This window comes from Pseudomonas sp. GW821-FHT07F05 (assembly GCF_059418765.1).
Genome location: NZ_JBWKQL010000009.1, coordinates 13,952 through 37,927 on the forward strand (window position 1 = coordinate 13,952; position 23,976 = coordinate 37,927).

The window sequence follows — 23,976 nt, forward strand, 5'->3', positions numbered from 1 at the left end:
GCCGGTATGGCTCGATCACGGGTCTTTTTTATGGCGCCATTATTTTATCGGCGCAGCATCGTCGAAATGGAGGATTCGCGAAACCTTTATTTGATGCGTCCAGGCAAAGGTTTCGCGAGGGACGAAATCAGGCAGCTTCCTGGCTGGTAGCAAGAATAATCAGCAGCGATTGAGCGTGGTCAGCGGCATCCAGCCCCAGGCTGGTCAAATAGCCTCCGTCGTGTTGCGTGGTGAGGCCTTTGTCGAAAAGTCGTTGGGCAGCAGCGATGGCCGTGGGGGCCGCAGAGTGGTGGTGGACCTTCAGACCCTCTTTGGTGTTGCTCAGATTGAACAGCGACAGGATTTCCAGCTCGGCAACCAATTCAGGGGTAAACGACATAGGTGCTCCAGACTTTTTCCAGTGGATACACCGCGATCAGAATCGCAGGCGTGACGGCCCCGTCGCCATGCGGCAGCGAGGCTGTTGGAGTGTAGTCAGGTCTGGGGATTTTGCAGGAAGTATCTGGCCGGTCGTCAGGTCAGTTGAGCGACCGGCATGTGTGGCGGGTTTTACTCGTCTTCCGCCAGTCGCACGCCCGGTGGCATGTCGGGCAGTGCACGCAGGGCCGCTTCGTACCAGACGGTATTGAACGGGCGATCTTCGGCCAGGATCCCGTCGATCTCCAGCGCCAGAATGTGGGCCATCATCTGCAGAATCTCTTCGCGCTCAATGCCCACCAGGGTCAGCTTGTTGTAGGTGGCTTTGGCCGCTGGCGGGTTGTCGTTTTCGATCTGATTTTCGATGGCTTCAATCAGCGTGGCTTCGGCAAACTCTTCGTCGTCGTTCTCGATGTTGTCGCTCATGTCGTTCTCGATGTCTTGCCAATTGATTGGAATCGCCCGTAACGGGCGACCCCTCTGATGCGTTTAGCGGGTGGCGAGCAAATGCTGGCCACGCACAACCGCGGCCTTGACCTGCTCCGGCGCCGTGCCGCCGATGTGATTACGCGCGTTGACCGAACCTTCGAGCGTCAGCACCTCGAAGACGTCCTGTTCGATCTGATCACTGAACTGACGCAGCTCGTCCAGCGTCATCTCGGCCAGGTCCTTGCCGGTCTCAACGCCATGCTTCACCGCGTGACCGACGATCTCGTGGCAATCACGGAATGGCAGGCCACGACGCACCAGGTAATCGGCAAGGTCGGTGGCGGTAGAGAAACCGCGCAGGGCGGCTTCGCGCATGATGGCGTGCTTGGGCTTGATCGCCGGGATCATGTCAGCGAAGGCACGCAGCGAATCGCGCAGGGTGTCGGCGGCGTCGAACAGCGGTTCCTTGTCTTCCTGATTGTCCTTGTTGTAGGCCAGCGGCTGGCCTTTCATCAAGGTCAGCAGGCCCATCAAGGCGCCGAACACGCGGCCGCTCTTGCCACGGACCAGCTCAGGGACATCAGGATTTTTCTTTTGCGGCATGATCGAACTGCCGGTGCAGAAGCGATCAGGCAGGTCGATGAACTGGAATTGCGCGCTGGTCCATAGCACCAGCTCTTCGGAGAAGCGCGACAGGTGCATCATCGCGATGCTCGCTGCGGAGCAGAATTCGATGGCGAAGTCGCGATCGGAGACGCTGTCCAGCGAGTTGCCGCCGACGGCTTCGAAGCCCAGCAGTTGGCAGGTCAGCTCGCGGTCGATCGGGTAGGTGGTGCCGGCCAGCGCGGCGCTGCCCAAGGGCATGCGGTTGGTGCGCTTGCGGCAATCGACCAGACGCTCGTAATCGCGGCTGAGCATTTCGAACCACGCCAGCATGTGGTGGCCGAAGGTCACGGGTTGCGCGGTCTGCAGGTGAGTGAAGCCCGGCATGATGGTGTCGGCTTCGCGCTCGGCCAGCCCCAGCAGGCCTTCTTGCAGGCGAGTGATCTCAGCCAGAATCAGGTCGATCTCATCACGCAGCCACAGGCGGATGTCGGTGGCGACCTGATCGTTGCGGCTACGACCGGTGTGCAGCTTTTTACCGGTGACGCCGATGCGATCGGTCAGGCGCGCTTCGATGTTCATGTGCACGTCTTCGAGGTCCACTCGCCAGTCGAACGTGCCGGCCTCGATCTCGCCCTGAATGCTCTTCAGCCCGTCGATGATGGTGTCGCGCTCGGCGTCGGTCAGCACGCCGACCTTGGCGAGCATCGTGGCGTGGGCGACGGAGCCCATGATGTCGTGGCGATAAAGGCGCTGATCGAAGGTGACGGAGGCGGTGAAGCGTGCGACGAAGGCGTCGACGGGTTCACTGAAGCGGCCGCCCCAGGACTGGTTGGTCTTGTCGGTGCTCATGATTCGCTCGCTGCTTTGCTGGTGGCTGAAACTGATGAAAAACCGGCGCCGGCCGATTCTAAAGACGCGGGCGATGATAACAGCATTGCCGTTTATTTATCCCCGGCGGCTTGCCCGCAACGGTATGAGCGAAGAGACTGGCGGCCATGCAAAACGAGCGCAAACACCCGGGGCAGAGCAGTGCGCCCGGCAAAGAGTTTTTCCTCCCGGAACTGTGTCTGCCCCAGGCGCTGCTGATGCTGGTCGTGCTGGCGGAGTTGCTGGTCTTCGTGCTTGTGCTCATCGAACCCATGCAGCCGGATTTCGACTGGGTGCGGTTGGCGCTGATTTCTCTTTTCGTGCAGTGGATCGTGCTGTTGTCCGCTGCGCTGCTGTGTGGCTTGCGCCCCTGGCTGGCACGGCTGCGTGCCGGGGTGGCCGGCTGCATCGGTTGTCTGCTGGTGGTGGCGGTGACGCTGATGTGCACCGCCGTGACGGACTACTACCAGGTGAATCCCCCGACCTCGTTCGATAGCGTCGTCGAGCGGTACCTGCGCTATGCCTTGATCGCCTTGATCATGTCCGCACTGATGCTGCGCTACTTTTACCTGCAGAGTCAGTGGCGCAAGCAGCAGCAGGCCGAACTCCAGGCCAGGATCGAGTCCTTGCAGGCACGTATCCGCCCGCATTTTCTCTTCAACACGCTCAACAGCATCGCCAGTCTGGTCACCAGCGATCCGGTCAAGGCGGAGCAGGCAGTGCTTGATCTGTCCGACCTGTTCCGGGCCAGTCTGGGCAAGCCCGGCAGCCTGACGACATGGCGTGAAGAACTTGATTTGGCGAAACGCTATTTATCGATTGAGCAATATCGACTTGGCGAGCGTCTACAGTTGGACTGGGCCGTTAGTGCAATTCCCGACGACTTGCCAATTCCCCAGCTAACCTTGCAGCCATTATTGGAAAACGCGTTGATTTACGGCATCGCGCCCCGTGTTGAAGGCGGCGTGGTCAGAGTTGAGGCGGACTACGAACGGGGAGTATTTATATTGCGCGTCAGTAATCCTTACGATGAGGTCGTCTTACAGCAAAATCCAGGCGGCACTCAGCAGGCCTTGGCAAACATCGGCGCTCGACTCACGGCACTTTTCGGCCCTCTCGCCAGTCTGAGCGTGGAGCGCCGAGACGGTCGTCACTTCACCTGTCTACGCTATCCTTGTGCGAGACTCACGCAGGAAGCCAGAGCAATATGAATGTCCTGATCGTTGATGACGAACCCCTAGCCCGAGACCGCCTGAGCCGTATGGTAAGTGAGCTCGAGGGTTACAAGGTTCTTGAACCCAGCGCCACCAATGGCGAAGAAGCATTGCAGCTGATTGAAAATTTGAAACCCGACGTGGTGTTGCTGGATATCCGCATGCCGGGCCTGGATGGACTTCAGGTCGCGGCTAAGTTGTGCGAGCGCGACACCCCGCCTGCCGTCGTGTTTTGCACGGCCCACGATGAATTTGCGCTGGAGGCCTTTCAGGTCAGCGCCGTGGGTTATCTGGTCAAACCGGTTCGTCCCGAGCACCTGCTTGAGGCGTTGCGCAAGGCCGAGCGGCCGAATCGCGTGCAACTGGCGGCGATGACCCGACCTGCTGCCGAAAGCGGCACCGGCCCGCGCAGCCACATCAGCGCGCGTACCCGAAAGGGCATTGAGCTGATTCCGCTGGCTGAGGTGATCTATTTCATCGCCGATCACAAGTACGTGACCCTGCGCCATGAAGGCGGCGAAGTGCTGCTGGATGAACCGCTTAAAGCCCTGGAAGACGAATTCGGCGACCGCTTCGTGCGTATTCACCGCAACGCGCTGGTCGCCCGGGAACGTATCGAACGCCTGCAACGCACGCCGCTGGGCCATTTCCAGTTGTTCCTCAAGGGGCTCAACGGTGATGCGCTGATCGTCAGCCGCCGGCACGTTGCCGGTGTGCGCAAGATGATGCAGCAGTTGTAAGCGAGTGCCGCGAGGGCCATGCCGTGCGATGCGGGCGACACGCCGTCGCATGGCGTGCGAAGGTTGATTGAGATCATGATGCGCAACGATTGAATACAGTCATTCGGCCCGATCCGGCCGAGCTGTTATTATTCGCCGCATTCACTCAGTACGGACCGGTTCATGTCTTCTCGCGAAATCCGCATCGCCACCCGCAAAAGCGCCCTGGCCCTCTGGCAAGCCGAGTACGTCAAGGCGCGTCTGGAGCAGGCGCATCCCGGTCTGATCGTGACGCTGGTGCCAATGGTCAGTCGCGGCGACAAGCTGCTGGATTCACCGCTGTCGAAAATCGGTGGCAAGGGTCTGTTCGTCAAGGAGCTGGAAACAGCCCTGCTGGAGCACACAGCCGACATCGCCGTCCACTCGATGAAAGACGTGCCGATGGACTTCCCTCAGGGGCTTGGCCTGTTCTGCATCTGCGAGCGCGAAGACCCGCGCGATGCCTTCGTATCCAACACCTACGCCAGTCTCGATGAATTGCCCGCCGGCGCCGTGGTGGGGACGTCGAGCCTGCGTCGGCAGGCTCAGTTGCTGGCGCGCCGGCCTGACCTGCAAATCCGGTTTCTGCGTGGCAACGTCAACACGCGCCTCGCCAAGCTGGACGCCGGTGAGTACGACGCGATCATCCTTGCCGCGGCCGGCCTGATCCGTCTGGGTTTCGAAGACCGCATCACCGCCCCCATCAGCATCGACCACAGCTTGCCGGCTGGCGGGCAGGGCGCAGTGGGCATTGAATGCCGCAGCGTCGACATCGAACTTCATGCCTTGCTGGCACCGCTGCACCATGACGATACGGCCGTGCGGGTCACCGCTGAGCGCGCGCTCAACAAGCACCTCAACGGTGGGTGCCAGGTGCCGATTGCCTGCTACGCCGTGCTGGAAGGCGAACAACTGTGGTTGCGCGGTCTGGTAGGCGATCCTTCCGGCACAGTGCTGCTCCACGCCGAAGCGCGTGCGCCCCAAGTGGATGCTCAAACGTTGGGTGTACAAGTGGCCGAAGCGCTGCTGGCTCAAGGTGCGGCGAAGATTCTCAAAGCGGTGTACGGCGAGGCAGGCGACGAGTGAAGGCCTGGCGTTTGCTGCTCACGCGTCCTGCTGAAGAATCGCAGGCCCTTGCGCAGACCCTGGCTGAGGTCGGCGTGTACAGCGCCAGCCTGCCGTTGCTGGAGATCGAGCCATTGCCGGTTTCAGAAGCGAACCGTTCGATCATCTATGACCTTGCGGCGTATTGCGCTGTCATCGTCGTCAGCAAGCCGGCCGCGCGGCTGGGGCTGGCGATGCTCGATGAAGTCTGGCCGCAGCCGCCGATGCAGAAGTGGTTCACCGTTGGTGCTGCCACCGCGCAAATTCTCGATGACTACGGCCTGCCAGTGTTCTTCCCAGAGCACGGGGATGACAGCGAAGCATTGCTCGACCTGCCGCAGTTTCAACAAGCCCTCTCGGGCTATGACCCCAAAGTGCTGATCATGCGCGGCGAAGACGGCCGCGAGCTGCTCGCCGAGCGATTGCGCGAGCGCGGTGTGGCGGTGGATTACCTGCCGCTGTATCGTCGCCACCTGCCGCAATACCCGGCTTTCGCATTGCCCGATACGGTAAAAGCGGAACGCTTGAATGGGCTGGTGGTCAGCAGTGGACAGGGTTTCGAGCATCTGCGCAAGTTGGCGGGCGACGCCTGGCCTACGCTTGCGCAGATGCCTTTGTTTGTACCGAGCCCGCGGGTCGCCGAAATGGCGCGTGCTGCCGGAGCTCTTACCGTAGTGGACTGCCGTGGCGCCAGCGCCCCGGCCTTGCTGGCAGCATTGCGCGGACACACCGCGCCTGCCTCACAGGCGTAATGCTCGATCAGTCGGATTACGCGACGCCCAAAATGCAAAGGATGGACACGTGAGCGAAACAGTCTTGCCAAAAGATGACGTTGAACCGGTACTGGCCAAATCCGAGCCGTTGCCGGATCCAGCGTACAAAGAACCGTCGACTCGCCGGAGCAGCAACGGGCTCGCCATACTGGCCCTGTTGCTGGGCGCTGCGGGCGTTGCCGTTGGCGGCTGGAGCGTTTGGCAACTGCGCGCCATGCAGGCTGGTCATCAGGAGCAGTCGGGCCAGTTGCAGGACATCGGCTCTCAGACTCAAGCCCTCAAGCAGAGCGAGCAGCAGATCGCCGCGCGTCTGGCGCAATTGCCTCCGGCTCAGGAGCTTGAAGATCGCCGCCGCCTCGTCACGCAGTTGCAGGGTGATCAGCAGCGCCTGAGCCAGCGTGTAGAAACCGTGCTCGGCGCCAGCCGCAAGGATTGGCGTCTCGCCGAAGCGGAGCATTTGCTGCGCCTGGCGAGCCTGAGGCTGTCTGCGCTGCAAGACATCAACAGTGCTGCCGCACTGGTGCAGGGCGCTGACGAGATCCTGCGCGAGCAGGACGATCCCGGCGCATTTGCAGCCCGCGAGCAATTGGCCAAGAGCCTGACTGCACTGCGCAGCGTCGATCAACCGGATCGCACGGGTCTGTTTCTGCAACTGGCGGCAGTGCGTGATCAAGTCGCGCAATTGAACGAGCTGGCGCCGGAATACCAAGACAAGGGCGACTCGCTGTTCGGTTTGACCGATGGCAGCGAGGACAGCTACTGGGCCAAATGGTGGGGCAAGATCTCTCAGTTCGTGCGAATCGACTTCCACGCGGATAAGAATATTCGTCCATTGCTGGCTGGCCAGAGCCTGACCCAGGTTCGTCTGGCGCTGAGCCTGGCGATCGAGCAGGCGCAATGGGCAGCGCTCAACGGCCAGGCCCCGGTCTACGAAAAAGCCATGGCTGAGGCGCGCAGCGTCCTGGACGACAATTTCAATCGCGATAACCAGCAGAGCAAAGCGCTCGGCCAGCGTCTGGATGAGCTGGGCAAACAGCCAGTTTCCGTGGCGACCCCTGATTTGACGCAAAGCCTGGCTTCGGTTCAGGCCTACCTCGAGCAGCGTCATACGCCTGTTGGCGGTGCGCTGGAGAAGCGCACTGACGAGGCCCAGCCTGGGAAACAGCCATGAAGCGCGCTTACGTCGTCCTCTTCGTGCTTGTGGTGGCCGCGGCGCTGATCGGTGTCGCGATCTCTCGCCATGCGGGTTACGTGCTGATCTCCTACGACACTTTCCGCTACGAATCGAGCATCTGGGCAGCACTGGCGATACTGGTCGCCGTCCTGTTTATTCTTTGGCTGGTGCGGGTGCTGATCTCATTGCTGACGACCTCCGGCGGGGTGGTCAATCCCTGGTCGCGTCGCAACCGAAGCCGTCGTGTGCAAAACGCGATCGAGCAGGGCCAGTTGGACCTCGCCGAAGGGCGCTGGGCCAGCGCGCAACGCAACTTGCATCGCGCTGCCGAGGCGGAACGTCAGCCACTGCTTTACTACCTCGGCGCGGCCCGGGCCGCGAACGAGCAGGGCCGTTATGAGGAAAGCGACAATCTCCTCGAGCGCGCGCTGGAGCGTCAGCCTCACGCCGAACTGGCCATTGCGCTGAGCCACGCACAGTTGCAGGTGGACCGCAGCGATCTCGACGGCGCGCTGGTGACCCTGCAGGCCATGCAGGAACGCCATCCGCATAACCCGCAGGTGTTGCGCCAGTTGCAGCGCCTGTACCGCGAGCGCGGCGAGTGGGCGGAGTTGATTCGGTTGATGCCTGAGCTGCGCAAGGACAAAGTGCTCCCAGCGCAAGAGCTGGCTGAGCTTGAGAGCCGCGCGTGGGGCGAGAATCTCTCGTTGGCCGCCCATCGTGAATCCGACAGCGATACCGTAGCCACGGGCCTCCCGTCGCTGGAGAACGCCTGGCAGCAATTGACCTCGGCCCAGCGCCAGGAGCCTGCGCTGGTATTGGCATACGCCGAACAGCTGCGACGTCTGGGCGCCGATGTGCAGGCCGAAGAGGTTTTGCGCACGGCCATGAAGCGCGATTACAACACCCACCTTGCGCGTTTGTATGGACTGGTGCGCGGCGCTGATCCTGCCAAACAGCTGCAGACCGCCGAAGGTTGGCTGAAAAGTCATACCGATGATCCAGGCTTGCTGTTGACCCTGGGCCGTCTGTGTCTGCAGAGCAGCCTGTGGGGTAAAGCGCGTGATTATCTTGAGTCGAGCTTGAGGTTGCAGCGCAACCCGGAAGCGTGTGCCGAACTGGCTCGCTTGCTCGCGCAGCTGGGCGAAACTGATCGCAGCAATCAGCTGTTTCAGGAAGGCCTGGGCCTGCTGGATGAGCGTTTGCTTGCACGTCCGTTGCCAGCGCTGACACGCGCTTAGACTGGGGCGAGGCGTCAACTCGAAGAGGCCCGACTGCGGGCCTTTTCAGTGTCTGCTTCCCTGATTCGTGTAGGACCTTTCCGTGCTCGGTGTGGCTTGTTGAGAAGATCTTCAAGCTATCGGTACAACGTCTTAAACACGGCGTCGGGATTTACCTACAGCAACAAAGAAATATCCTCCGTTGGGTGCCTTGAAAGCGACTCGCGCTTTCCTCTACCGTAGCCGCCTTCGTCTTTTGTTACGGATCTTCCATGCAGCTGGCTCGTACGCGCTCCTTGTTCTCTCTGGCGTTTGTGGCCTGCGCATCGATTGTGGGAGCGACGGTTTATCTCGGCCCTGTGGTTGATGCGGCTCCATGCCCGATGTGTCTGCTTCAGCGTGTGCTCATGGCGTTATCGGCGGTTGTTTGCCTGCTCGCCGCGCTGCACGCGCCTGGCAAATCCGGCTGGCGTGTCTACGCAGGCTTTCTTTTACTGTTTTCCGCTTTGGGGGCGAGCGTCGCGGCACGTCAGGTCTGGTTGCAGGCTTCGCCGCCCGAGAACATGGCGGCGTGCATTGAAAATCTTCACTACCTGTTGGAAACGCAAACCTACGTGAAGGTCATGCTGATGGTGTTGGCGGGAAGTGCGGGGTGCTCCGAGATCAACTGGTCGCTGTTCGGCATCAGCTTGCCGGAGTGGAGCCTGCTGGCATTTTCGGGGCTTTGCCTGTTCGCGCTGTACTACCTCTTTATCGAGTTTCGGCGATTCAGATCAATAGATGCAGGGCCTTCGGATTAAACACTTGTATGAACTTTGTGTCCTGCGTACCTTGATGGGCTAGTCATGCGGGCATAATCTGGGCCGCACGCATCATCGGATCAATGCTGCTGTCGACGCTTGTCCAGGCCGGTACCGACCAATCCCGGACCGAACTGGAGTGCGCTTGAAGCAGCATGCCCCTGAAGGGAAGAGAGAACATCATGCTGGAAAGTTGTCAGAACGCTCAGGAACGCTGGGGTGGGGTTCACAAGCTGATTGACCGCTGGTTGGTGGAGCGCAACGAGCTGATCAAGGCTTACGATGCCATCGGTGCAGAGCCGGGAGCGTTCTCTGAAAAGCGCGTGCCCCTGCAGGACTTCTGCGGCACGCTGGTCGATTACGTGTCGGCCGGTCATTTCGAAATCTACGAGCAACTCACCAGCGAGGCCAAGGCATTCAATGATCAGCGTGGCCTCGAGCTGGCTGACACGATCTATCCTCGAATCGACGTCATCACCGAGAAGCTGCTGGCCTTCAACGATCTCTGCGACGAAGGCAAATGCGTCACCGAGACATTCAAGGAATTGGGCGGCTTGCTGCACGAGCGCTTTGAACTGGAAGACTGCCTGATCGAAGTGCTGCATAACGCGCACAAGGAACAGATTGAGGCAGAGGTCTGAGCAGAACGCTGATGAAAAAAAGGGTGCCTTGGGCACCCTTTTTTATGGTCTGTCTTTAGGGCTGCCGCCGACGAGCCTGAGCCACTGCCAGCGTTACTGCGACACCCCGAGCAGCTCGATTTCGAACACCAACGGCGTGTAGGGATCGATCAGATCGCCTGCGCCCTCTGCGCCGTACGCTTGGGCCGAGGGGATGACCAGCCGCCATTTGGCACCCACCGGCATGTCGGCGAGGGCTGTCGTCCAGCCGGCGATGACGCTGTCCAGCCGGAACCATTGTGGCTGCTGGCTCTGATCGAAGATCGTGCCATCAGGAAGACGGCCTACATACTTCACCTGCACACGGCCATTGATGTCGGGTTTGGCACCGTTGCCCGGTGTCAGCTCGGTCATCAGGATGCCGTCCGCGAGCTGGCGAACGCCCGGTTTGGCCTTCTCGGCGTCCATGAACTTGCGCTCATCCTTCAACGCCGCTTCAGTCTGCGGTTCGGTCTGGCCGGAGTTTTCAGCCTGGGCAAGAGCGGCGTCGTGGTCGCTGAGGATCTGCTCCATGCGTTCCTGCTTGATCGCCAGCGGCTTGCCTTGATACGCCGACTGCAGACCTTCAAGCAGCGCGGGCAACTGCAGGTCGGGTGCTTCCTGACGCAGGCGCTCACCCAGGCTCGCACCGAGGCTATAGGAAAGATCGTGGGTGTTGTCGGACGCCGGAGCATCGGTCGCGTGAGCAAGGGGTACCAAGAGGAACAACGACATAAACAGGTAGCGCGACATGAATGCTCTCCGGCCTGGGAAGTGAGCGATTATGCCAGCGCTGAGGCCCGAGCGTGACGGGTATTGCCGCGTTTTTCGGCGTCCTGCAACAGAGCGGGGATTGTAGTGTCAAGATGCCCTAGCGGCGGTGCGGGCGGAGGTCTAGTATGGCCGCACTCAAATCAGCCAGGAGGTAAGTCATGTCGGCCACCAAGAAGCCAGTAAACACTCCGTTGCATTTGCTCCAACAGCTCTCGAGCAGCCTGCTCGAACATCTCGAAGACGCTTGCTCTCAAGCATTGGCTGACGCTGAAAAACTGCTCGCCAAACTCGAGAAACAACGTGGCAAGGCGCAGGAAAAGCTGCACAAGTCGCGCACCAAATTGCAGGACGCTGCTGCCGCCGGTAAAGCCAAGGCGCAAGGCAAGGCCAAAGACAGCGTGTCCGAGCTCGAGTCGTTGCTCGACGCGTTGAAAGATCGTCAGACCGAAACCCGCAGCTATATCCTCAACCTCAAGCGTGATGCTCAGGAAAGCCTGAAGCTGGCCCAAGGCATTGGCCGCGTGAAGGAAGCCGTTGGCAAAGCGCTGAACGATCGCGCTGCAAAAGCCCCGGTGCAAGCGGCTGCCAAGCCTGCCGCCAAGCCTGTTCCTGCAAAAACACCTGCAAAACCTGCTGCTAAAGCGGCCCCGGCCAAGCCTGCCGCTAAAACTGCAGTCAAAGCCGTCGCTGAAAAAACCGTTGCCAAAGTGACTGCGAAAACCGTCGCCGCCAAGCCAGCTGCGAGCAAGGCGCCCGCTGCCAAGCCAGCTGTCAGCGCCGCAAGCAAGCCAGTCGCTAAAACTTCGACTGCCGCGAAGCCGGTCGCCAAGCCAGCCGCCAAGACTACCGCTGCCAAGCCGGCCGTAAAGGCCGCTGCCAAACCTGCTCCGGCTAAAGCGCCTGCTGCAAAGCCGGCCGCCAGTGCCGCTGCCAAGCCTGCTGCGAGCAAAGTAGCCGCCAAGCCTGCCGCGAAAGCGAGCCCGGTTGCCAAGCCAGCAGCGTCGAAACCTGCCACTGCCAAGCCAGTTGCAGCGAAGGCTGCGGCAAAGCCGGCCGTCAAGCCTGCTGTCTCCGCGACCGCCAAGCCAGCACCTGCTGCTCCGGCAGCGTCCGCTGCGCCAGCCGCCCCGGCCGCGCCAGCTGCTGATTCGACCTCGAACAGCGCTTCCTAAGCGATATCGGTCCCGGCGCGAAGCAGAATCTGCAACGCGTCGGGACTGGCTTGAGCAGCACCTCCCGCCAGCGCTCCCAGCCAAACGCCTGTAGGTTCAGCATCTCGCTCAGGCCAGTCTTTGGTCAGCCGTTGCAGACGCACCAGCAGCTCACGCTCGGCATCGAGCTCCAAGGTTTTCAGTCTGTCGCGTAACGCCTTCAGCTCTTCGTCTTCTGCCGCGTCGGCCTTCCAGCGTGTCCGAACATCCCTCAATGGCCCCACCACCTTCTCGTGCCACGGGTCGGCCAATTGTCCGATTTGTCGCGCCCGCTCTGAGTCGAACTGCACACCACGCCGGTCCATCCAGACGCCGCACAGCAGCGCGCAGACATTGGCGCCACTGGCCTGCAGGGTGAGACATGCCTGCTCAACGCCTGGGCGAGCATAGAAATCGAGGGTGAAACTCCATAGGTCCGAAAGCATCGTCATCTACCTGTTTTGGGCGAAGCTGGTAGACTCCGCCGCCATTATGATCAGACTTCAAAGCCTTACCTTACAGCGTGGTCCGCAACGTCTGCTAGAAGACGCCGAGTTGACCCTGCACGCCGGCCAGAAAGCCGGCCTGATCGGCGCCAACGGCGCCGGTAAATCCAGCCTGTTCGCACTGTTGCGGGGTGAATTGACCCCCGACAACGGCGACTGCCTGCTGCCCGCCGATTGGCGCATCGCCCACATGCGTCAGGAGGTCGATACCCTCGATCGTGTGGCGGTGGATTATGTGCTCGACGGCGACCTGCGTCTGCGTCAGGTGCAGCATGACCTCGCGGCTGCCGAGGCCGCCCAGGACGGCGCCGCGCAAGCACGTCTGCATTCGGAGCTCGACAGCGCCGATGGCTACACGGCCGACGCGCGGGCGCGCAAGTTGCTGGCAGGTTTGGGCTTTACCAACGAGCAGATGGAGCGCCAGGTCAGCGATTTTTCCGGTGGCTGGCGGATGCGTCTCAACCTGGCGCAGGCTTTGATGTGTCCTTCGGACCTGTTGCTGCTCGATGAACCGACCAACCACCTGGATCTCGATGCCATTCTCTGGCTTGAAGACTGGCTCAAGAGCTACCAGGGCACGCTGCTGCTGATCTCCCACGACCGCGACTTTCTGGATGCGGTCGTCGATCACGTTGCCCACGTCGAGCAGAAGAAGATCACGCTTTATCGCGGCGGTTACAGCGCGTTCGAGCGCGCCCGTGCCGAACGTCTAGCCCAGCAACAACAGGCCTACGACAAGCAACAGGCCCAGCGCGCGCACATGGAGAAATTCATCACGCGCTTCAAGGCCCAGGCTACCAAGGCCAAGCAGGCTCAGAGCCGGATCAAGGCGCTTGAGCGAATGGAAGAGCTGTCGGCGGCCCACGTCGATTCTCCGTTCGACTTCACCTTCCGCGAATCGACCAAGATCTCCAGCCCGCTGATGGATCTGTCTGACGCGCGCTTGGGCTATGGCGACAAAGCCATCCTGCAGAAGGTCAAACTGCAACTGACGCCGGGCGCACGCATCGGCTTGCTGGGCCCGAACGGGGCCGGTAAATCCACGCTGATCAAAAACCTCGCAGGCGAACTTGAGCCATTGAGCGGGCGCATGGTGCGTGGCGAAAACACGGTGGTCGGCTATTTCGCCCAGCATCAGCTTGACTCGCTGGACGCCAAGGCCAGTCCACTGCTGCACCTGCAACGCATTGCGCCCACCGAACGCGAGCAGGCGCTGCGGGATTTCCTCGGCGGTTTCGACTTCCGTGGTGCGCGCCTCGACGAGCCGGTGCTGAATTTCTCCGGCGGCGAAAAAGCGCGGCTGGCATTGGCCCTGATTGCCTGGGATAAACCCAACCTGCTGCTGCTCGACGAACCGACCAACCACCTGGATCTGGAAATGCGCCTGGCCCTGACCATGGCGCTTCAGGAGTTCAGTGGCGCGGTGCTGGTGGTGTCTCACGACCGGCATTTGCTCAAGAGCACGACGGACAACTTCCTCCTCGTCGCCGATGGCCTGGTTCAGGAGTTCGATGGCGACCTGGATGACTATGCCCGTTGGCTGGTGGACTATCGCCTGCGCAATGCACCGGCCAGCAATACGCCGGTCAATGTCGACAAGACTGACAAGAAAGCCCAGCGACAGCAGGCCGCCGCATTGCGCCAGCAACTCGCCCCGCATAAGCGCGAAGCCGACAAGCTTGAAAAGGAGCTCGGCACGTTGCACGAGAAACTGGCGAAGATCGAAGTCGCCCTGGGCGACAGCGGTATCTACGAAGCGGCCAACAGAGACAAATTGCGCGACCTGCTGGCCGATCAGGCCAAGCTGAAATCCCGTGAGTCCGAGCTTGAAGAAGCGTGGATGGAAGCACTGGAATTGCTGGAGTCGATGCAGGCCGAGCTGGAAGCGTTGTCCTGATGGCGTCACCTGCGTTGGCCGTATAACGCAGGCGACCGGAACAGCTGTCTGGCAAGTCGCCGCAACAGTCAGAAATGACTGGCGTTTAAAGGCCTGGAAACACTAGCTTAGGCGCAGGTATTCGTTGGCTGAGGTGTGTGATGTCGCTCGAAACATGGTTGGGGTTCTTCGCCGCTTGCTGGGTTATCAGCCTGTCTCCTGGCGCGGGCGCTATTGCCTCGATGTCCAGCGGACTGCAATACGGCTTCTGGCGTGGATACTGGAACGCGCTCGGCCTGCAGATCGCCCTTGTCGTGCAGATTGCCGTGGTCGCCGTAGGGCTTGGAGCGGTTCTGGCCACTTCGGCGCTGGCGTTTACTCTGATCAAATGGTTCGGCGTCGCCTATCTGGTGTATCTGGGTATCAAGCAGTGGCGTGCGCTGCCAAGCGATCTGGCGGATGAGTCGGCTGTGCGCCCGGTGGGCAAGCCGCTGGTGCTAATGGCCCGTGGCTTTCTGGTGAACATCAGCAACCCGAAGGCGCTGGTGTTCATCCTGGCGATCCTGCCGCAGTTCATCGACACGCACCTGCCGCTGCTGCCGCAATACCTGATCATCGCCGCAACCATGGTCTGCGTGGATCTGATCGTCATGGCGGGCTACACCGGCCTGGCCTCGAAAGTGCTCCGCGCCCTTAAAACCCCCAAGCAGCAACGCCGGATGAACCGCACCTTTGCCGGATTGTTCGTCAGTGCAGCGGCGTTTCTCGCCACCTTGCATCGGGCCTGATTCGGCAACAGCCCGTCTCACAGTTAGTCACGGCCGGTCTCACTGGCTGTGCTGGGCTGGGAAACCGGCTTACACCCTCAATCGTAGGACTGGCTTCAGCCGGGAAGCGGCCAGACACTTTTGCGGCGTGACACCTGACGCCTTCCCGGCTAAAGCCGGTCCCACTAAAAGCATCGCGTTCGTCCATTGGAAATGACAAGGCTTGCTCGCGAAAGCGGTGTGTCAGTCACCGTTGACGTCAAAGGCCCACCGTGTTCGCGACCGTCGCAACCTTCGATTGCTCCTACAGGGGATTTGCGTCCAGCGCGGACGTCGGGCGCGCACACGAAGTTGTAGGCGTGAGCTTGCTCGCGAAGGCGGTGTGTCAGACAACATGGTTAAAAGGGGACTGACGTCTTCCCGGCTAAAGCCGGTCCTGCAATTGAGTCAAAGCCATCAACGCAGCGCTTGAGTCCTCAGCGCCTAACATGAACAATGGCAACCCTTCGCATTCCTATTTGAGATCCACCCTCATGTTCCGCTCCCGCTTATTGACCTGCCTGAGCCTCGTGCTGTTGAGCGTGTTCAGCGTCGGGGCCTGCGCAGCGCCTGCCGAGGACGCGGCTCAGGCTTTGCATCTGCTAGATTACGTCGGGGCGGACTACCCGGCGACGGTCGCGGATGGCAAGGTCGTGGATGACGCAGAGTACCGCGAGCAGGTGGAGTTTCTCGCGGCGCTGCAGGGCACGATCGCAATGCTGCCGGCAAAGCCGGAGCGCGCAGAGCTGGAGCAGGGCGTCACGGCGCTGTTGAATGCGGTCAACCTGAAGCAGGACGGCGCGCAGGTGGCTCGTCAGGCGCGTCAGCTCGGCGCGAAGCTGGCCGTGGCATACGAAGTCAGTCAGGCGCCGGTGATCACCCCGGATCCCGCACGTGGCTCGCCCTTGTACGCGCAGTATTGTTCGGTGTGCCACGGCGACGCGGGCGCAGGCGATGGCCCCGCCGGGATTGGCCTTTCACCACCGCCATCCAACCTGCGTGACGCAGCGCGGCTGGACCGCCTGAGTCTCTACGACTTCTACAACACCCTCGGTCTGGGCATTGAAGGCACTGAAATGCCTGCCTTCGCGGACCAGCTGGATGACCGTCAGCGTTGGGACGTCGCGACTTACATCGCAGGCTTCAGTGCGGATTCCGTTGCGAAGCAGGAAAAACCCTACAACCTCGCCGATCTGGCGCGGCAGACACCGGCTGAAGTCGGTGCCAGCGATGGGCCGCAAGCCGCTGCCAGCTTCCGTGCCCAGCGCGCGCAGCCGCCTCAGGTTCAGCGCGGCCCGGCTCAGTTGCTCGATTACACCAGCGCAACTCTGGACAAAAGTTTGGCCGCTTACCAATCCGGTGATCGCGAGCAGGCATATGACCTGTCCGTCGCGGCGTATCTGGAGGGTTTCGAGCTGGTCGAAAGCTCACTCGACAACGTCGATGCCACCGTGCGCAAAGACACCGAAAAAGCGCTCATGGCCTACCGGCAGTCGCTTCAGGATGGCCTGCCCGCAGCCCAAGCGGCGCAGAAACTCGCTGATGCCAAGGTCAAGCTCAAGGAATCGGCCGATCTGCTTGGCAGCGATGGCCTGAGCACCTCATTGAGCTTCATCTCCGGTCTGCTGATCCTGCTGCGCGAAGGACTGGAAGCGATTCTCGTGCTCGCCGCCATTCTCGCGTTCCTGCGCAACACCGGTCAGCAATCGGCGGTGCGCAGCGTCAACGTCGGTTGGGGGCTGGCGTTGCTGGCAGGCTTGGGTACGTGGGCGCTGGCAGCGTACGTCATCGATGTCAGTGGTTCGCAGCGCGAACTGCTGGAAGGCGCGACCGCGCTGTTCGCGAGCGTCATGGTGCTGTGGCTGGGCGTTTGGATGCACGATCGACGTCATGCCGCCGCCTGGCAGGACTACATCAAGAGCAGTCTGGTCGGCGGCGGTGGCCGTTTCGGTTTTGCAGTGCTGGCGTTCTTCTCGGTCTACCGCGAGCTGTTCGAAGTCATTCTGTTCTACGAGACCCTGTGGCTGCAGGCAGGCCCCGCCGGCCACAATGCCGTGTTGGCCGGAGGCGCCACGGCGCTGGTGCTGCTTGTCGGCCTGGCGTGGGTGATCCTGCGGGGGTCGGCGAAACTGCCGCTGACGCTGTTTTTCGGCATCAATGCCGCGCTGCTGTGCGCGCTGTCGGTGGTGTTCGCCGGCCATGGCGTCAAGGCATTGCAGGAAGCCGGGATTTTCGGGACGCGTCCGGTGCCGTTCTTCGAATTCGACTGGCTGGGCATTCACGCCGACGCCTATTCCCTCGGCGCGCAAGCCATCGCGCTGTTGGCGATTGTGGTGCTGTATGGCCGCAGCCGGATAGCCGAGAAGCGCCGGGCGGTCGCCGCATAAATTCATTTTCTGGAATTGGAGTCGCTTATGCGCGTCTGGATCGATGCCGACGCCTGTCCCAAGGCTGCCAAGGACCTCGTCATCAAGTTCGCCCTCAAGCGCAAGTATGAGGTGGTGCTGGTGGCGGGGCAGAGCCAGATCAAGCCGAGCCTCACCCTGGTGAAGTTGATCGTGGTACCCAGCGGGCCGGATGCGGCTGACGACTATCTGGTGGAGCACGCCGTGCCGGGCGAGCTGGTGATCTGCAGCGATGTGCCGTTGGCTGATCGGCTGGTCAAGAAGGGCGTTGCAGCGCTCGATCCCCGGGGCAAGGAATTCGATGCGCAGAACATGGGTCAGCGCCTGGCGATGCGTAACCTCTTCACGGATCTGCGGGAGCAAGGCCAGGCCAGTGGCGGGCAGGGCGCCTATGGCGAGCGGGAGAAACAGGCCTTCGCCAACTGCCTCGACCGGATCCTGACGCGGCTGGCTCGCGAGTATCCCTCGGCGCCTGCAGGCGAGAACCCGTAGGGCTGGCGAGCGATCAATCCGCTTCCAGCCCCTTTTCCAGCATCAGTCCGGGAGGCGATCCTCGTTTTCCTGCACCAGCTCCAGCACCCGATCCACCAGCTTGTTGATCCCGGACGCTGCCTCGCCGATGGACGTGGCGACCATATAAGCCGGCGTGCTCACCAACTTGCGGTCCTTGTCCTCGACGATTTCCGTCACCTCACAGTCCTGATGGGTGCCGCCCATTCGGGTGATCGCTGCAGCGGTATCGGCGTCGTTGCCGATCGTGCAGGTCACGCCTGGCCCATAGATTTTGGCGGCCAGCGCAGGTGAAACACAGATAAGCCCGATAGGTTTGCCGGCTGCGGCGAACGCTTCGGCCATCGCCAGCACTTCTGCCTGGACCTTGCAGCCAGCGCCTTGGGTAGAGAAGTTCGACAGGTTTTTCGCTGCACCGAAGCCGCCGGGGATGATCAGCGCATCGAACTCAGTGACGTCGGCTTCGCGAATGTCTTCGATGGCGCCACGGGCGATGCGGGCTGATTCGATCAGCACGTTGCGCGACTCGGGCATCTCTTCGCCGGTCAGGTGATTGATAACGTGGTGCTGAGGGATATTCGGTGCGAAGCACTTCACTGAGGCGCCACGTTGATCGAGGCGCAGCAACGTCAGCACGCTTTCGTGGATTTCCGCGCCGTCGTAAACGCCACAGCCAGAAAGAATAACGGCCACTTTTTTGGTCATTCGCGTGTTCCTCTCTCGGGCGCTCCGGTCAGTCACCGGTTACGCAGGTCAGCATTGCGCTGATTGTCGCAAGCCATGAACCTAGGACAACGCCGTCAGCGATTGTCTCCGGATTCATCGGCATGCGCCGAGGATTTACTCGTCAGGGGTGTTCCTGGCTTCTACGTTGGCTTCGGCATTGGCCGCGACGGCCAGTTTCTCTTCTCGGGCGATGCGTGCGTTTTTGATGCGGCGGCGAATCCACAGCAGCACGCCAATCACCAGCAGGGCCCCAAGCACCCACAGCTCGTATTTCTTGACATTGCCCAGCAGGCCTTCGAGCACCGAGCCGAACTTGTACGCCGCTGCGCCCAACGCCGCCGCCCATACCGCCGCGCCGATGCCGTTAAGCAACAGGTAGCGCCCCGGTGGATAACCGGACAAGCCGATGGCAACCGGCATGACCGTGCGCAAGCCATACACAAAGCGGAAGCTCAGCACCCAGATGTCGGGGTGGCGGCGGATATGCTCCAGCGCACGGTCGCCCATCAACTGCCAGCGTGGCTTGCGCGCCAGGAGCTTGCGGCCATGCTTGCGCCCCATGAAATACCAGAGCTGGTCGCCTGCGTAGCTGCCGAAAAAGGCAACCACCACGACCAGATTGATATCCATGTATCCGCGGAACGCAAGAAAGCCGGCGAGCACCAGAATGGTCTCGCCTTCAAAAAAGGTCCCGAGGAAAAGGGCGAAGTAGCCAAATTCTTGTAAAAAATGCTGGAGCATTATTTAGGTGCTGGCGAAATGAACGCGCAGCCTAACGCGCCCAAGTCATTCAGGAAAGTATGCAAATGTGTCACCGCGTTAAAGTTTCCTACATCCCGAAGCGATTATTCGCTTGGAGAGGGGGTTTGTATCGCACACGTTACGTCGCAATTACACCTGTCACGCGAGTGTCATAATCGCCGCTTATAAATGTCACGCTTGCCCGTCTGGATGGGCTCGGAGCCCCTCCTTGCACGTGCCTTCTACCTGGCACCACCCGAATGTTTGCAGGTCAGGGCTTGCACCGTACGGAGAAATCCGTAGCGTGGAGAGTCAAACCGCTCACAGCATCGAGCCTGACGCCGGTCGCCTCGCCGCACGACATTGAGTCAGGCTGCAAACATCTTCAGAACCGCCACGCCTTGGGCGTGACCGTTGTCCCACGCTGTACGTCACCACTGTTGTGGCGCAAGCGGCATTCCGACATCGGCCGTATGCGCGGCCCAACTGTTACAAGGCCAATTGCCTTACAGGATTATTCATGAGCACCGAAGGATCTACCGAAGCCGCAGTCGAGCTTGACCCTCAGCCTGTCAATCAGCCGCCCGTCAACCAAGAGGTCACTGCCGTGGTCGAGCCGACCATTGAAGTGGTCCCCGCGCTGGAACCGCATCATCCAGCCCCGCATGTCATCGCGGTGCCCAATCTGGATGACAGCAGTCTCTACATCCATCGGGAGCTGTCACAGCTGCAGTTCAACATCCGCGTGTTGGAACAGGCGCTCGACGAGTCCTACCCGTTGCTTGAGCGGCTCAAGTTCCTGTTGATTTTCTCCAGCAACCTCGACGAATTCTTCGAAATCCGCGTCGCCGGGCTCAAGAAGCAAATCACTTTTGCTCGCGAACAGGCCGGCGCTGATGGTCTCCAGCCTCACCAGGCGCTGGCGCGCATCAGCGAGCTGGTCCACGGCCACGTGGATCGCCAGTACGCCATTCTCAACGACATCCTGTTGCCGGAGCTGGAGAAGCATCAGGTGCGCTTCATTCGCCGTCGCAACTGGAACGCCAAGATCAAGGCCTGGGTGCGCCGTTATTTCCGTGATGAGATCGCCCCGATCATCACGCCGATCGGTCTGGACCCGACGCACCCGTTCCCGTTGCTGGTGAACAAGTCGCTGAACTTCATCGTTGAGCTGGAAGGCATTGACGCCTTCGGCCGTGACTCGGGTCTGGCGATCATCCCGGCACCGCGCCTGTTGCCGCGCATCATTAAGGTGCCGGAAGACGTGGGCGGCCCAGGCGACAACTATGTGTTCCTGTCGTCGATGATCCACGCCCACGCCGATGACCTGTTCCAAGGCATGAAGGTCAAGGGCTGCTACCAGTTCCGTCTGACCCGTAACGCTGACCTGGCCCTCGATTCAGAGGACGTGGAAGACCTTGCCCGCGCGCTGCGTGGCGAGCTGTTCTCCCGGCGTTACGGCGATGCGGTGCGTCTGGAGGTGGCAGACACCTGCCCGAAACTGCTGTCGGACTATCTGCTCAAGCAGTTCAACCTGAGCGAGACCGAGCTGTATCAGGTCAATGGCCCGGTGAACCTGACGCGTTTGTTCAGCATCACGGGTCTGGACAGTCACCCCGAGCTGCAGTACATGCCGTTCACCCCGGCGATTCCGAAGCTGCTGCAGAACAGCGAAAACATTTTCAACGTGATCAGCAAGCAGGACATCCTGCTGCTGCACCCGTTCGAGTCCTTCACCCCGGTCGTCGATCTGCTGCGCCAGGCTGCGAAAGACCCTCACGTGCTGGCCGTGCGGCAGACGCTGTACCGCAGCGGCGCAAACTCTGAAATCGTCGATGCGCTGGTGGATGCCGCGCGCAACGGCAAGGAAGTCACTGCGGTTATCGAGCTGCGTGCGCGTTTTGACGAAGAGTCGAACCTGCAACTGGCCAGCCGCCTGCAAGCGGCCGGCGCCGTGGTGATCTATGGCGTGGTCGGCTACAAGACCCACGCCAAGATGATGCTGATCCTGCGTCGTGAAGCTGGTGAGATCGTGCGCTACGCGCATTTGGGCACCGGCAACTATCACGCCGGTAACGCGCGTCTCTATACCGACTATAGCCTGCTGACCTCGGACGATGCGTTGTGCGAAGACGTCGGCAAGCTGTTCAGCCAGTTGATCGGCATGGGCAAGACGCTGCGCATGAAGAAGCTGCTGCACGCGCCGTTCACCCTGAAGAAAGGCATGCTGGACATGATTGGCCGGGAGACGCAGTTCGCGTCCGAGGGCAAGCCTGCGCACATCATCGCCAAGTTCAACTCGTTGACCGATCCGAAGATCATTCGCGCGCTGTACAAGGCCAGCCAGACCGGGGTCAAGATCGACCTCGTCGTGCGCGGCATGTGCTGCCTGCGTCCTGGCGTGCCTGGCGTGTCCCACAACATTCAGGTGCGCTCGATCATCGGTCGCTTCCTTGAGCACACACGGGTGTTCTACTTCTTGAATGGCGGCGACGAGCAGATGTTCCTGTCCAGTGCCGACTGGATGGAGCGCAACCTCGACAAACGCGTCGAGACTTGCTTCCCGGTGGAAGGCAAGAAATTGATCCTGCGTGTGAAGAAAGAGCTGGAAGGGTACCTGACCGACAACACCCATAGCTGGCTGCTGCAGCCGGACGGGCGCTACATTCGCAGCACCCCGACCGGCAACCAGAACGCCCGCAATGTGCAGGCGAGTCTGTTGGAAAAACTCAGCAACCCGGTCCTCAGCGTACGTTGAGGATGATGCCGACTCGGGTCAGCCACTCCGCTTCGAGCGCGAAGTCGGCCTGAGTCAGCTGGTTGTTTTCCAGCCAGCCATCCGGGAACACGATGTCCAGGTGGTTATCGTTGGCAGTCAGCACAGGCTGCGGCATCTCTTGGGTGCCGCGAATGTGGTGAAACAGAATCGCGAAACGCAGCAGCACGCACAGACGAATCAGCTTCACGCCTTCGTTGCCGAACTCGGCAAACTTGTCCTTGGGAATATTACGGCGGTGACCGCGCACGAGCAGGCCAAGCATTTGCTGGTCCTCGCGGGAAAAGCCGGCCAGGTCCGAGTGCTCGATCAGGTACGCGCCATGCTTGTGGTAGTGGTAGTGGGCGATGTCCAGGCCCACTTCATGCACTTTGGCGGCCCAGCTCAGTAACTCGCGGTACGAATTGTCCTCAAGCTCCCACGCCTTCGCCACTTGCTCCAGCGCCGACAGCGCCTTGCGCTCGACACGGGCGGCTTGCTCGAGATCAACGTGATAGCGCTCCATCAGCGAGCTGAGGGTGCGTTCGCGCACGTCTTCGTGATGATGACGGCCAAGCAGGTCGTAGAGCACGCCTTCCCGCAGGGCGCCTTCGCAGTGGTCCATGCGCTTGAGGTCGAGGGCGTCGAAGATGGCTTCGAGGATTGCGAGGCCCGCCGGGAAGATTGCCCGACGATCAGGCTTGAGGCCTTCGAAATCGATTTTTTCCACTTCGCCCAGCTTCATCAGCTTGCGCTTGAGCCAGGCCAAGCCTTCGGCGTTGACCTCGCCATTACCGTGGCCGCCGGCTTTCAGCGCCAGGCCGATGGCGCGAATGGTCCCGGACGAGCCGATTGCTTCATCCCAGGTCAGGCGATGCAGTGCGTGCTCGATGCTCATGATTTCCAGCCGCGCCGCGGTGTAAGCCTGGGCATAGCGCGCCGGGGTGATCTTGCCGTCCTTGAAATAACGCTGAGTGAAGCTGACGCAGCCCATCTGCAGGCTTTCGCGCAGCAGCGGCTCGAAGCGCTGGCCGATGATGAACTCGGTGCTGCCGCCGCCAATGTCGGCGACCAGGCGTTTGCCGGGCGTGTCGGCCAGGGTGTGGGAGACGCCCAGGTAGATCAAGCGCGCTTCTTCACGGCCGGAGATGACCTCGACCGGATGGCCGAGGATTTCTTCGGCGCGGTGAATGAATTCGTTGCGGTTGCGGGCTTCGCGCAGGGCGTTGGTGCCGACGATGCGCACGGCACCGGGCGGCATACCGTTGATCAGCTGGGCGAAACGCTTGAGGCAGTCGAGCCCGCGCTGCATGGATTCTTCGCTGAGGCGGCGGTCGTCATCGATCCCCGCGGCCAGCTGCACTTTCTCACCGAGCCGCTCGAGGATGCGAATTTCGCCCTGATTGGCTTTGGCGACAACCATATGGAAGCTGTTGGAGCCCAGGTCGATCGCGGCGATCAGCGAGAGGTTTTTGGCTGTGGATAGCGGCATGGTCAAAAGATCTCGGTCGATAACTCCGACATCGTGCCACGATCCATCACCGTCGCCAAACCGGCAACGTATTTGCGCAGTATTAGCAGGACCGGCTTCAGCCGGGAAGAGGCCGGTGTGTACACCATCAGTTGTACGGTATGGCAGCTGACGCCTTCCCGGCTAAAGCCGGTC

22 protein-coding genes are annotated in these 23,976 nt (G+C 61.1%); 14 read left to right on the forward strand and 8 right to left on the reverse strand.

Annotated features, from left to right (window positions below):
- Positions 1-127: 127 nt before the first annotated feature.
- The 3 genes from AC07RO_RS18205 to argH all read right to left on the reverse strand — a co-directional run bounded on the left by AC07RO_RS18205 (position 128) and on the right by argH (position 2,301).
- On the reverse strand, positions 128-379 hold the full coding sequence (locus AC07RO_RS18205; protein WP_074892677.1) for a TIGR02647 family protein: 252 nt from the start codon (positions 377-379) through the stop codon (positions 128-130).
- A 170-nt stretch (positions 380-549) separates the two neighbouring features.
- On the reverse strand, positions 550-843 hold the full coding sequence (locus AC07RO_RS18210) for a hypothetical protein (RefSeq protein ID WP_495086741.1): 294 nt from the start codon (positions 841-843) through the stop codon (positions 550-552).
- A gap of 63 nt (positions 844-906) precedes the next feature.
- The gene (gene argH, locus AC07RO_RS18215) at positions 907-2,301 is read right to left on the reverse strand and encodes an argininosuccinate lyase (protein WP_282365873.1); all 1,395 of its coding nucleotides are present in this window, start codon (positions 2,299-2,301) and stop codon (positions 907-909) included.
- 146 nt (positions 2,302-2,447) lie between these two features.
- On the opposite strand from argH, the gene AC07RO_RS18220 reads away from it, so the two are divergent.
- The 8 genes from AC07RO_RS18220 (at position 2,448) to rsd (ending at position 10,003) form a co-directional block, all read left to right on the forward strand.
- A complete protein-coding gene (locus tag AC07RO_RS18220; RefSeq protein ID WP_346627436.1) occupies positions 2,448-3,530 on the forward strand; it encodes a sensor histidine kinase in 1,083 nt (360 codons plus the stop codon).
- Positions 3,527-4,273 carry a LytR/AlgR family response regulator transcription factor gene (locus tag AC07RO_RS18225; protein ID WP_074892681.1) on the forward strand — a complete coding sequence of 249 codons (747 nt, stop codon included), beginning with the start codon at positions 3,527-3,529 and terminating at the stop codon, positions 4,271-4,273. Before AC07RO_RS18220 ends, AC07RO_RS18225 begins: the two co-directional genes overlap by 4 nt.
- Before the next feature lie 162 nt (positions 4,274-4,435).
- Positions 4,436-5,377 carry a hydroxymethylbilane synthase gene (hemC, locus tag AC07RO_RS18230; RefSeq protein ID WP_369304971.1) on the forward strand — a complete coding sequence of 314 codons (942 nt, stop codon included), beginning with the start codon at positions 4,436-4,438 and terminating at the stop codon, positions 5,375-5,377.
- The gene (locus AC07RO_RS18235; RefSeq protein WP_495086742.1) at positions 5,374-6,147 is read left to right on the forward strand and encodes a uroporphyrinogen-III synthase; all 774 of its coding nucleotides are present in this window, start codon (positions 5,374-5,376) and stop codon (positions 6,145-6,147) included. The genes hemC and AC07RO_RS18235 overlap by 4 nt, the downstream gene beginning before the upstream one ends.
- 49 nt (positions 6,148-6,196) lie before the next feature.
- Positions 6,197-7,339 carry a uroporphyrinogen-III C-methyltransferase gene (locus AC07RO_RS18240; protein WP_495086743.1) on the forward strand — a complete coding sequence of 381 codons (1,143 nt, stop codon included), beginning with the start codon at positions 6,197-6,199 and terminating at the stop codon, positions 7,337-7,339.
- A complete protein-coding gene (locus tag AC07RO_RS18245) occupies positions 7,336-8,583 on the forward strand; it encodes a heme biosynthesis protein HemY (protein ID WP_495086744.1) in 1,248 nt (415 codons plus the stop codon). The genes AC07RO_RS18240 and AC07RO_RS18245 overlap by 4 nt, the downstream gene beginning before the upstream one ends.
- Before the next feature lie 251 nt (positions 8,584-8,834).
- Positions 8,835-9,362, forward strand: a complete 528-nt coding sequence (locus tag AC07RO_RS18250; RefSeq protein WP_346627440.1) for a disulfide bond formation protein B — start codon at positions 8,835-8,837, stop codon at positions 9,360-9,362.
- 182 nt (positions 9,363-9,544) lie between these two features.
- On the forward strand, positions 9,545-10,003 hold the full coding sequence (gene rsd / locus AC07RO_RS18255; RefSeq protein ID WP_495086745.1) for a sigma D regulator: 459 nt from the start codon (positions 9,545-9,547) through the stop codon (positions 10,001-10,003).
- 93 nt (positions 10,004-10,096) lie between these two features.
- Here the strand turns inward: rsd and AC07RO_RS18260 are convergent, their stop codons facing one another.
- Complete coding sequence (locus AC07RO_RS18260) at positions 10,097-10,774, reverse strand: FKBP-type peptidyl-prolyl cis-trans isomerase (protein ID WP_192171390.1); 678 nt, start codon at positions 10,772-10,774, stop codon at positions 10,097-10,099.
- Positions 10,775-10,953: 179 nt separating this feature from the next.
- Here AC07RO_RS18260 and AC07RO_RS18265 point away from each other — a divergent pair, with 179 nt between their 5' ends.
- The gene (locus tag AC07RO_RS18265) at positions 10,954-11,967 is read left to right on the forward strand and encodes an AlgP family protein (protein WP_346627442.1); all 1,014 of its coding nucleotides are present in this window, start codon (positions 10,954-10,956) and stop codon (positions 11,965-11,967) included.
- On the opposite strand, the gene AC07RO_RS18270 is transcribed toward AC07RO_RS18265, so the two are convergent.
- A complete protein-coding gene (locus tag AC07RO_RS18270; RefSeq protein ID WP_495086746.1) occupies positions 11,964-12,431 on the reverse strand; it encodes a TIGR02444 family protein in 468 nt (155 codons plus the stop codon). The two genes, AC07RO_RS18265 and AC07RO_RS18270, sit on opposite strands and share 4 nt — an antisense overlap.
- Positions 12,432-12,477: 46 nt before the next feature.
- On the opposite strand from AC07RO_RS18270, the gene AC07RO_RS18275 reads away from it, so the two are divergent.
- The 4 genes from AC07RO_RS18275 (at position 12,478) to AC07RO_RS18290 (ending at position 18,070) form a co-directional block, all read left to right on the forward strand.
- Entirely contained in the window at positions 12,478-14,388 is a 1,911-nt protein-coding gene (locus AC07RO_RS18275; protein ID WP_346629500.1) for an ATP-binding cassette domain-containing protein, read from the forward strand.
- Between the two features lie 140 nt (positions 14,389-14,528).
- Positions 14,529-15,155 (forward strand): LysE family transporter, encoded by a 627-nt coding sequence (locus AC07RO_RS18280; protein ID WP_192171386.1) that lies wholly within the window; start codon positions 14,529-14,531, stop codon positions 15,153-15,155.
- A gap of 512 nt (positions 15,156-15,667) precedes the next feature.
- Entirely contained in the window at positions 15,668-17,560 is a 1,893-nt protein-coding gene (locus tag AC07RO_RS18285; protein WP_495086747.1) for an FTR1 family protein, read from the forward strand.
- Positions 17,561-17,587: 27 nt separating this feature from the next.
- Positions 17,588-18,070, forward strand: coding sequence for a YaiI/YqxD family protein (locus AC07RO_RS18290; RefSeq protein WP_495008382.1), 483 nt, complete (start codon positions 17,588-17,590; stop codon positions 18,068-18,070).
- Between the two features lie 42 nt (positions 18,071-18,112).
- Here the strand turns inward: AC07RO_RS18290 and elbB are convergent, their stop codons facing one another.
- Both elbB and AC07RO_RS18300 read right to left on the reverse strand, forming a co-directional pair.
- The gene (gene elbB / locus AC07RO_RS18295) at positions 18,113-18,793 is read right to left on the reverse strand and encodes an isoprenoid biosynthesis glyoxalase ElbB (protein ID WP_495086748.1); all 681 of its coding nucleotides are present in this window, start codon (positions 18,791-18,793) and stop codon (positions 18,113-18,115) included.
- 135 nt (positions 18,794-18,928) lie between these two features.
- The gene (locus tag AC07RO_RS18300) at positions 18,929-19,558 is read right to left on the reverse strand and encodes a DedA family protein (protein WP_346627456.1); all 630 of its coding nucleotides are present in this window, start codon (positions 19,556-19,558) and stop codon (positions 18,929-18,931) included.
- 517 nt (positions 19,559-20,075) lie between these two features.
- On the opposite strand from AC07RO_RS18300, the gene ppk1 reads away from it, so the two are divergent.
- Entirely contained in the window at positions 20,076-22,313 is a 2,238-nt protein-coding gene (gene ppk1 / locus AC07RO_RS18305; RefSeq protein ID WP_192171381.1) for a polyphosphate kinase 1, read from the forward strand.
- On the opposite strand, the gene ppx is transcribed toward ppk1, so the two are convergent.
- Positions 22,300-23,802: an exopolyphosphatase gene (gene ppx, locus AC07RO_RS18310; RefSeq protein ID WP_346627448.1), complete on the reverse strand. Its 1,503-nt coding sequence runs from the start codon at positions 23,800-23,802 to the stop codon at positions 22,300-22,302. The genes ppk1 and ppx overlap by 14 nt on opposite strands.
- Positions 23,803-23,976: the final 174 nt, after the last annotated feature.